Source organism: Macellibacteroides fermentans, assembly GCF_013409575.1.
Lineage (GTDB): Bacteria > Bacteroidota > Bacteroidia > Bacteroidales > Tannerellaceae > Macellibacteroides > Macellibacteroides fermentans.
The window spans coordinates 361,883-369,900 of sequence record NZ_JACCCY010000004.1; the positions used below are offsets into that span (position 1 = coordinate 361,883).

Annotated in this window: 5 protein-coding genes; 1 reads left to right on the forward strand and 4 read right to left on the reverse strand. The window is 49.2% G+C overall.

Going from position 1 to position 8,018, the window contains the following annotated elements; all coding sequences use genetic code 11:
• Positions 1-12 precede the first annotated feature (12 nt).
• The 4 genes from F5613_RS14425 to F5613_RS14440 all read right to left on the reverse strand — a co-directional run bounded on the left by F5613_RS14425 (position 13) and on the right by F5613_RS14440 (position 6,142).
• Positions 13-2,484 (reverse strand): glycoside hydrolase family 20 protein, encoded by a 2,472-nt coding sequence (locus F5613_RS14425; RefSeq protein ID WP_179400269.1) that lies wholly within the window; start codon positions 2,482-2,484, stop codon positions 13-15.
• Between the two features lie 170 nt (positions 2,485-2,654).
• Positions 2,655-3,926 carry an LVIVD repeat-containing protein gene (locus tag F5613_RS14430; RefSeq protein ID WP_179400270.1) on the reverse strand — a complete coding sequence of 424 codons (1,272 nt, stop codon included), beginning with the start codon at positions 3,924-3,926 and terminating at the stop codon, positions 2,655-2,657.
• Positions 3,927-3,938: 12 nt separating this feature from the next.
• Positions 3,939-4,766, reverse strand: coding sequence for a hypothetical protein (locus F5613_RS14435; protein ID WP_179400271.1), 828 nt, complete (start codon positions 4,764-4,766; stop codon positions 3,939-3,941).
• A gap of 365 nt (positions 4,767-5,131) precedes the next feature.
• Positions 5,132-6,142, reverse strand: coding sequence for an FAD:protein FMN transferase (locus F5613_RS14440; RefSeq protein ID WP_179400272.1), 1,011 nt, complete (start codon positions 6,140-6,142; stop codon positions 5,132-5,134).
• A 171-nt stretch (positions 6,143-6,313) separates the two neighbouring features.
• On the opposite strand from F5613_RS14440, the gene F5613_RS14445 reads away from it, so the two are divergent.
• A partial coding sequence (locus F5613_RS14445; RefSeq protein ID WP_179400273.1) for an alpha-L-rhamnosidase-related protein occupies positions 6,314-8,018 on the forward strand: 1,705 nt, incomplete at its 3' end.

Here is an 8,018-nt window from a genome sequence, read left to right on the forward strand (position 1 = left end):
TTTTCGGTAAAACTATTCTACAATCAATTCGTCGAAGTATACCCAGGTGTCTTGCTGTGCTCTTACATGGTTTGCCGGACATTTACCGGGGTTGCCGAACTCAACTTTCAGGAAGCGCCCTTTCTGAGGGTGTACATCCAGATGGATATCTACGGCTTGAGTACCCTCTGCAAAGTTTTGCGCCTGTGTGCGTTGGATGGTGGCCACCTGGTGGTAGCTCTGACCGTTGTCCGACAGATAGAGTTTTACATACCGGGGCGGATGTACCCCCATGCCGAAGTTGTTGAGGGACCCCAGACTTACACGGGTGATTTTTTGTCGCTCTCCCAGGTCTGCCACGAAGGATCCGTCTTGCGCGTACCAACCGCACCATTCACCGTCGGTATGGCGGTCGCTTCCCCTCAGCCCGTTGGTAAGCAGACGGGTGTTGATGTTTTCTCCGGTCACCGGTTTGGCTGTTGCTATATTGAAATGTACCGGCAGGGTAAGGACCTCGCCTTTTTGTTCGGATCCGTTGAAGGTAGCCGCCTTCATGTTGCAATTGCCGGCGATGGTGAGAGGCGTTGAGTAGAGGGCCGACCGGCCATCGGGTGCGTCTCCGTTGGTAGTATAACGAATCTCCAGGTCCGGTCTGATACAGCTTAAGGAAACCTCCAGTTCACCGTTGCGGGGCAATACCTTATGGTCGATGTTGTACATGGAGCGGGCATAATCGATTCCTTTATGCGAAAGATGAAGGTTAAAACGGTCCAGTCGGCTCAGGAAGCCGGTCCAGTTCTTTTTCCCTTTTTCGCTCCAGGCTACCTCGGCCAGGGCGGCCAACCGTGGGTAAATCAGGTATTCCACATCCTGGGGAGTACTGCAGAATTCCGTCCACAACGAACCCTGGATCCCTTGCAGCAGTTGACTGTAACCCGGTTTCCATTTATCTTTTACCGGCTCATATTGGTACACATCCTTCAGGGTATTGTTCCCAAAATAGGTGAGAGGCTCGAACCATTGGGGACCCTGGTAACGTATCAGGTAGAGGGTGCGGGCGGGGGTGAGTATAAACGGATGTCCCAGTTCGGCAGCTTTCAGTGCAGTTTCGCCATCGCCTCTCCAGCCATAAATTACTGCTCCTTCGGGAAGCTTGCTGTTGGTGAGCTCGTCCCATCCCATCACGGTTTTTCCTTTGCTGCGTACGTAACGGCTTACCCGTTCCATGAAGTATCCTTGTAATTCCTCTTCGTTGGCCAGATTCTCTTTCTGGATGCGATGCTGACAAAGCGGACAGTTTTTCCAGTGGGTCTTCGCAGCTTCGTCGCCCCCCAGGTGTACGTAGCGCGATGGAAACAGCGCCATCACCTCGTCCAGCACATTTTCGATAAAGGAGAATACGCTGTCGTTGCCTGCACAATAAATAATCTCTGCATTTTTACCACCCAGACCCGGAATCACTCCGATGAAGGATTTCACCACCGGACAGGCCAGTTCGGGGTAAGCGGCAAGGGAGGAGTTGGTATGGGCGGGCATTTCTATTTCCGGAATAATTTCGATCTGCCGGCTTTCGGCGTAATCAATAATCTCTTTCATCTCCTGTTGGGTGTAGAATCCCCCCTGGGTTGTTTGTTCGCCGGGAAGCGGGTTTTTTCTGGCCGGAAAAGGTTCATCCCTTTTCACCCGCCAGGCTCCTACCTGGGTTAAACGCGGATAACGTTTGATTTCGAGTCGCCAGCCATTATCATCCACCAGATGCAGGTGCAATTTATTTAGTTTGAGCAGCGCCATGCAATCGATGGTTCGCAGGAGGGTTGCTTTGGGAATAAAATAACGGGAAACATCCAGCATGAGTCCCCTGTACCCGAAACGGGGCTGATCGGTAATTTCCACACAGGGAAGCTCCCATTCCTGCGTCTGGCTGTTCGTATCCTTCCGAAGGTCGGGGGGCAGCAGCTGACGGATGGTCTGCAGCGCATAATAGAAGCCTGCCTTTCCGGAGGCCTGTATATGAAGAGAATCGGGGGTGATGCGGAGCCGGTATCCCTCGTCGGCCAGAGAATCGCAGTGAGTCAGACTGATTACCTGCAGGCTGTGGGCGGGTGAATCGCAGTGAGTCAGACTTATTACCTGTGGGCTGGAAGGTTGTATTGCTACCGGGCGTGTGCCGGAGACCAAAGCCGCAGAAGCAGCTGCCGGTAATGCCATCGTTGTTTTCGATGCAGGAAGCTTTCCGGCACTCTCTAATCGGATTACCTCCAACTTCCATCCGGAACCTTCTTCTTGCAGTTGTTGCCCGAAGCGCTTCACCACTTCAGCCTGTTCATCATTTTCCACCTGCCAGGGGGTGGCGGGGGTAAGCATAAAAGTTCCCGGACGATCTACCTGTGCCACAGGCTGTGGCACTACCTGGATGCGTTTGGATTGTGCAATAACACCCAGCTGTGCGTAGCCGGGTGTTACAAAGCACAAACAGATACCTAATACAATCTTTTGTATATTCATACTAACCTAAATCTTGAGTGAATTTCATAGTTCACAGCAAATATCCGGGTTTAGTATAAAAAGGATGTCTGTTTATGTCCAGAAGAAGTTTGTTATTTGTTTAAAAAGTAAAGTTTAGATATTTTCAAACATTGTTTAGTCAAATTTAAACCCCGGCATACGCCGTGCGGTTACTCTTTTACCACGGGAATATGTCCTATCTGCTTGATATGTTGCAGATCGGCATAGTCATATAGATAAAATCCATCGTCGCCCACCATGAAGAGATATCCGTTTACCGGAATCACGTCGTAGGTTTTAATATCCGGAAATGCCGCCAGTTGATGCGATGTGATAGCCTGCTTGTCGGTTGCATCGTATACCTTCAGTCCCGCTTTGCCGTCGCATACGAACAACGTATTATTGTCGATTGCCAGTCCGTAGGGGTTGGTAAGGTTGTACGAGGCTGCGAGGGTGTTTGTCTTATAGTCGGCCGACAGCTTAACCACATCCAGCCGGTTGAAGTCGGCGTGACAAACCTGTCCGCCTCTCAGCGTGATGTAAGCATATCCATCCTGCACCACCACCGGGTCGCAGCTGGTGGCATGCCAGAAGGTACTAACCAGTGCAGGCGTGTTGGGAACCTGCAGCGAGTAGATCAGCATTCCGTTGGGAGTCCCGAAAAAGAGATGCTTGTCGTACACAAACATAGTCTCGATATTGCCGTTCAGACTCGATTTGCCCACATTTACCAGCGTACCGCTTACATCGAATATATTCAGGATATAGGTGTCGGCTATGTAAAGGTATTTGTCGTATAACCCGAACCGGGCCATGGATCCGCTCTTTCCAAAACCGCTCCCGCTGATCCCTCCGGCCGAAAGTTTATCCGACGAACTTGAGTTTGCCAGGTTGTCGTACATCGGATAATTCGGATAATAGCTAGGTTCCAGCTCCCTTTTCTCGGTGATGACCTCCCACTCCAGAATCACCCCTTTTTTCTGATCTATTCTGGTTACCGGAAATTCGTTGTCGGTAGCGGGAACCCGGTAGGGTAATACGTCCTTTAGCCGGTAACTCTCTTTTACGTTGCTTAAGTTGGATACATCCAGTGCCACCAGGTCTACATAGCTGTCGGCAAAAAGCAGCTGGTTACGTATGGCCATGTCCGTACAGCCCGGTATCTCTATAAAACCGATGTTTTTGGGGGAGGAAGGAGTGGATACATCAATCAAATGAATACCCTTCATCTGCTCTATTATAAGGATGTAATTATCCTTGAAATAGATCTTGCCCGGATGCTTCATCGGCTGGGCGGATGATGTCTTTACGGCACTCCGCAGATCGTCGTAACTCATGTATACCGGTGCGTTGGCGGTAAATATCTCGGTGTACTTGTCTGTGCACGAAAGCATTCCCAACAGAGAAAGCAGGCAGAACAAGTGTGTGTAGATTCGTTTCATATAGCTGATTTTTTAATGGAATAGAATACCTAATTTGATGGATAACCGGTTGTAATCGGCCCGTAATTTATAATCGCTCTTGTCGCTGAAGCGAAGTTGGTGGAAGCGGTATCCGGCCGACAGCGTAATGCCATATCCATGACTGGTTTTAAAAAACAGCCCGGCGGATGGGTTGATAAGAAAACCACCCTGAGCATCGAGGTTGTCTCTGGTGATGGGTTGCGGCCAGTAGGAACTCAGGTAGTCGTAAGGATAATAACCGCCGCTGATGCGGGTCTTGTTCTCCAGAGCGATGAGGTAACCGGCCTGAAGCGATACAAAAGGCGACACCTTGCGGTTGTTGAATTTGTATAGCAGGTTGGCAAATACAGGCAGATAGGTTTCATTGTAGAATTCAACACCGATACCGGCCCCTGCCGAAAGGTTGTTGCGGAACGAATAATTCATGGAAGAATGAAACAGAAAAGGAGCCTTGTGCTCGTTGTCGGGATTGCCAATCATCACTCCCCCTTCGGAAAGGTTGAACCATTCCCCGGGGCGGATATCGAAGAATTCGGCATCCCCTTTCTCCCTGGCTTGTCTGGTTGCTGCTTCCGGTTTGTTAAGGGTGATCTTTTCAACTTCGGAAGCGTCGATAATTTTCGACTCTTTGCCCTGCATGATCCGGATCTTTTCCAGATCGGATGAGTAGATGTACTTACCTTTTACAACAGAGCCGTCTTTCATGTGGATATACCCTTTTTCCATCAGGGCTTTATCTCCGGTGGTGCTTACCTGCGATGTGACAGAAGTCATTGAACACCAAAGAATCAGGTTAATAAGGAAAACTTGCTTTATCATAAGCTAACAAATTTATGGTTCTTTCTATTAGATGCTGTCGGCTTTAAAAACGCTGTATTGACTCTTTTATTTTTCTTATAATTTTATTGTTACCCTTTCAGAGACTGGTTATTTGATAAAGGAATAACGCTTCGGTGTCAACGATTTCAGTATGTTTTTTTATCCTTAAGGGAACGTAAAACTTTCCTTAAGGATAAAAAAAATTACCCTTAAGAGAAGTTTTATTTTCACTTAAGGGAAGATTTTCCAATAGGGGGGATTGTGACTTTTACTGATTTGAGTCTTGATTAATCCGGATTTGAGCAGGTACTTTTGTTAATTTGATACGAGACCATATCCTGATTTTATAGACTCTCTTTTATTCTTTAGCGCCCTTTATTCGCCAGGTATTGGGTGAAGCCTTCGGAATGTTCGGTTTTGTAGTTGCCTACAGAATCGGTGTAAATAATAAAGTATTCAATTTCCGGAACCCTCTTTTTAAGTTCGCGTGCCTTTTCGGATCCCAGTGCCATAAACGAGGTGGCATAGCCATCGGCTGTAGTACAGTCGGGTGCGATGATGGTGGCACTCAGGATGTCTTGTTCGGCAGGATATCCCGTAATCGGATTGATGGTGTGACCATACTTCTTACCGCCTTTTTCATAAAAGTTACGGTAATTTCCGGAGGTGGCCAATCCCACTTTACCGCACAAGTGTGCAATCTCCTCCAGCTCCTGGTTCAGTCCGGCCGGATCGTCGGTGGGTTTGTTTATCCCGATACGCCAGCATTCGCCTTTGGGATTCACCCCTTTGGCCATCACTTCGCCGCCAATTTCGACCATATAGTTTTCGATACCCTTGCTTTCCAGCAGGTTGGCAATCACGTCGCAGCTTAGTCCGTCGCCCAAGGCCGAAAAATTAAGCAGAATACGTGGGTCGTCCTTCGCCACCCGGTTGCCCTGCAGGTGCACCTTGGTATATCCTACAAAAGAACGGATGCTATCTATCGCCTGGGGTGTGACACTGTCTTTTTTGCTGAACCCGAATCCCCAGAGATTGATCAACGGGGCACAGGTTACATCGAACATTCCATCGGTCTTTTGCGAGATTTCCATCGCCTTGTTGAAAACAACACCAAAGAGAGAATCCACTTCCACCGCTTCATTCCGGTTTACCTGCGATATGATGGAGGTGGAGTCGAAGGGATTGATGGAGTGATAATACCCCTTCAATGCCTCTTGTATCTCTTTGTCCAATGCCTTGGTATAGCTGTATTTGATGTGGTAAGGGGTATGCAGACTACCGGCAGTTTCGAAATACTGCGTTTTTTCCTGACAGCTGAAAAGCACCATGGCACAGAGCAGAAAAAGGATGGAGGATAGGATTCCTGTTTTCATATGAATCGATAAATTTAGGTTGCAAAGGTATAAATTTAAACGGATATGAATTTGTTGCGGATAACCTTAAATTGAGTTAAGATTGATTATAATCAAGCAATAATTGCTTCCCTTTTTTTCAAAAAGCCTATCTTTGGACTCCGTTTTTTTAAATCTGATATCTCAATTATTATGAAAACACATCTTCTCTGCCTGTTTATCCTGCTTTTAAGTCTGCCTATGTTTGCGCAGACACGGCTCATGGGAGTCAGCCAAAACGATATAAACCCCTCTTTGCTGCAGGGCCGATGGAAGGCCCGCTGGATTTCCGTACCCGACGAGGCGGCGAATACCTATGGAGTATACCATTTCCGTAAATCCTTTTCACTGGATACCCTGCCGGAACGTTTTCTGGTGCATGTAACAGCCGACAACCGGTATAAGCTGTTCCTGAACGGAACGATGGTTTCGCTGGGTCCGGCCCGGGGAGATGTATATAACTGGTCGTACGAGACAGTGGACCTGTCGCCCTGGCTTCAGAAAGGAACCAACGTGCTGGCTGCCGTGGTGTGGAACTTTGCCGAGCAGAAGCCGCTGGCCCAGGTAAGCTTTAATCAGACCGGTTTCCTGATACAGGGCAACTCTGCCACCGAAGAGGTGGTGAATACCGATGCAAGCTGGCTGTGTACCACCAACAAGGCCTATGCACCGTGGTGGAAGCCGGTACATGGCTACTATGCCGTTGGTGCCTGCGAACAGCTGGATGCCGCCCTTTATCCGTGGGGATGGGAACAACCCCAATACGACGATGCCGGATGGAAGAAGGCACGTGCGGGAATGGAAGGAGCTGCCAAAGGGGCGAGGGATTATCCCGGCCGACTGCTGGTACCGCGTCCGATTCCGCCTATGGAGATGAAAACGGAGCGTTTCCAGGCCGTACGCAGGGTGCAGGGCATCACTTGTCCCAAGGATTTTCCACAGAAAAAGGTTGCTTTACATATACCGGCACATACCGAAGCGGTGCTGCTGCTGGATCAGAAACAGCTCACTACCGGCTACCTCACCCTGCTGTTCAGCAAAGGAAAAGGGGCAGAGATACGGATTACCTATGCTGAGGCCATGTACGAAGATAAGGTGGATAAGACTACCAAATCCTATAGTCTCCCGGTAAAAGGGCACAGAGACAGTATCGAAGGTAAAAAGATGATCGGTTACGAAGACAGGCTCTTGCCCGACGGTGGCGACGGCCGTTCTTTCTCCTCCTTGTGGTGGCGTACCTGGCGCTATGTGCAGCTTACCATCACCACCGCCGATGAGCCTCTGGTGGTGGACGACCTGTACGGCACTTTTACGGGCTATCCGTTCAAACAAGATATTACCTTCGCGGCACCTGCACTTCCCGAACTGAACGAGATGCTTTCCATCGGTTGGCGTACGGCCCGCCTGTGTGCTAACGAGACCTATATGGATTGTCCCTATTACGAGCAGTTGCAATATTTTGGCGATACACGTATCCAGGCAATGGTTACCATGTTCAATACGCGTGATACGTTTATGGTGAAGAATGCCCTGGAGCAGGGCCGTCAGTCCATCGTAGCCGATGGCATCACCATGAGCCGGTACCCTTCGTACCTGCACCAGTTTATTTCGTCCTTTTCCTTGTGGTGGATATGTATGGGTCACGATTACTGGATGTATCGCGGCGACGAGGCCTATCTTAAAACGCTGTTGCCTGCCTATCGGGGTATTTTATCCTGGTACGAACAATACCTGAAACCGGACGCCAGTCTGGCTTATGTGCCCCATTGGTTCTTTGCCGACTGGAGCGACGATTTTCCCAATGGCGAACCTATCCGCGAGAAGGAGGGGAATTCCGCATTTCAGGATCTGATGTATA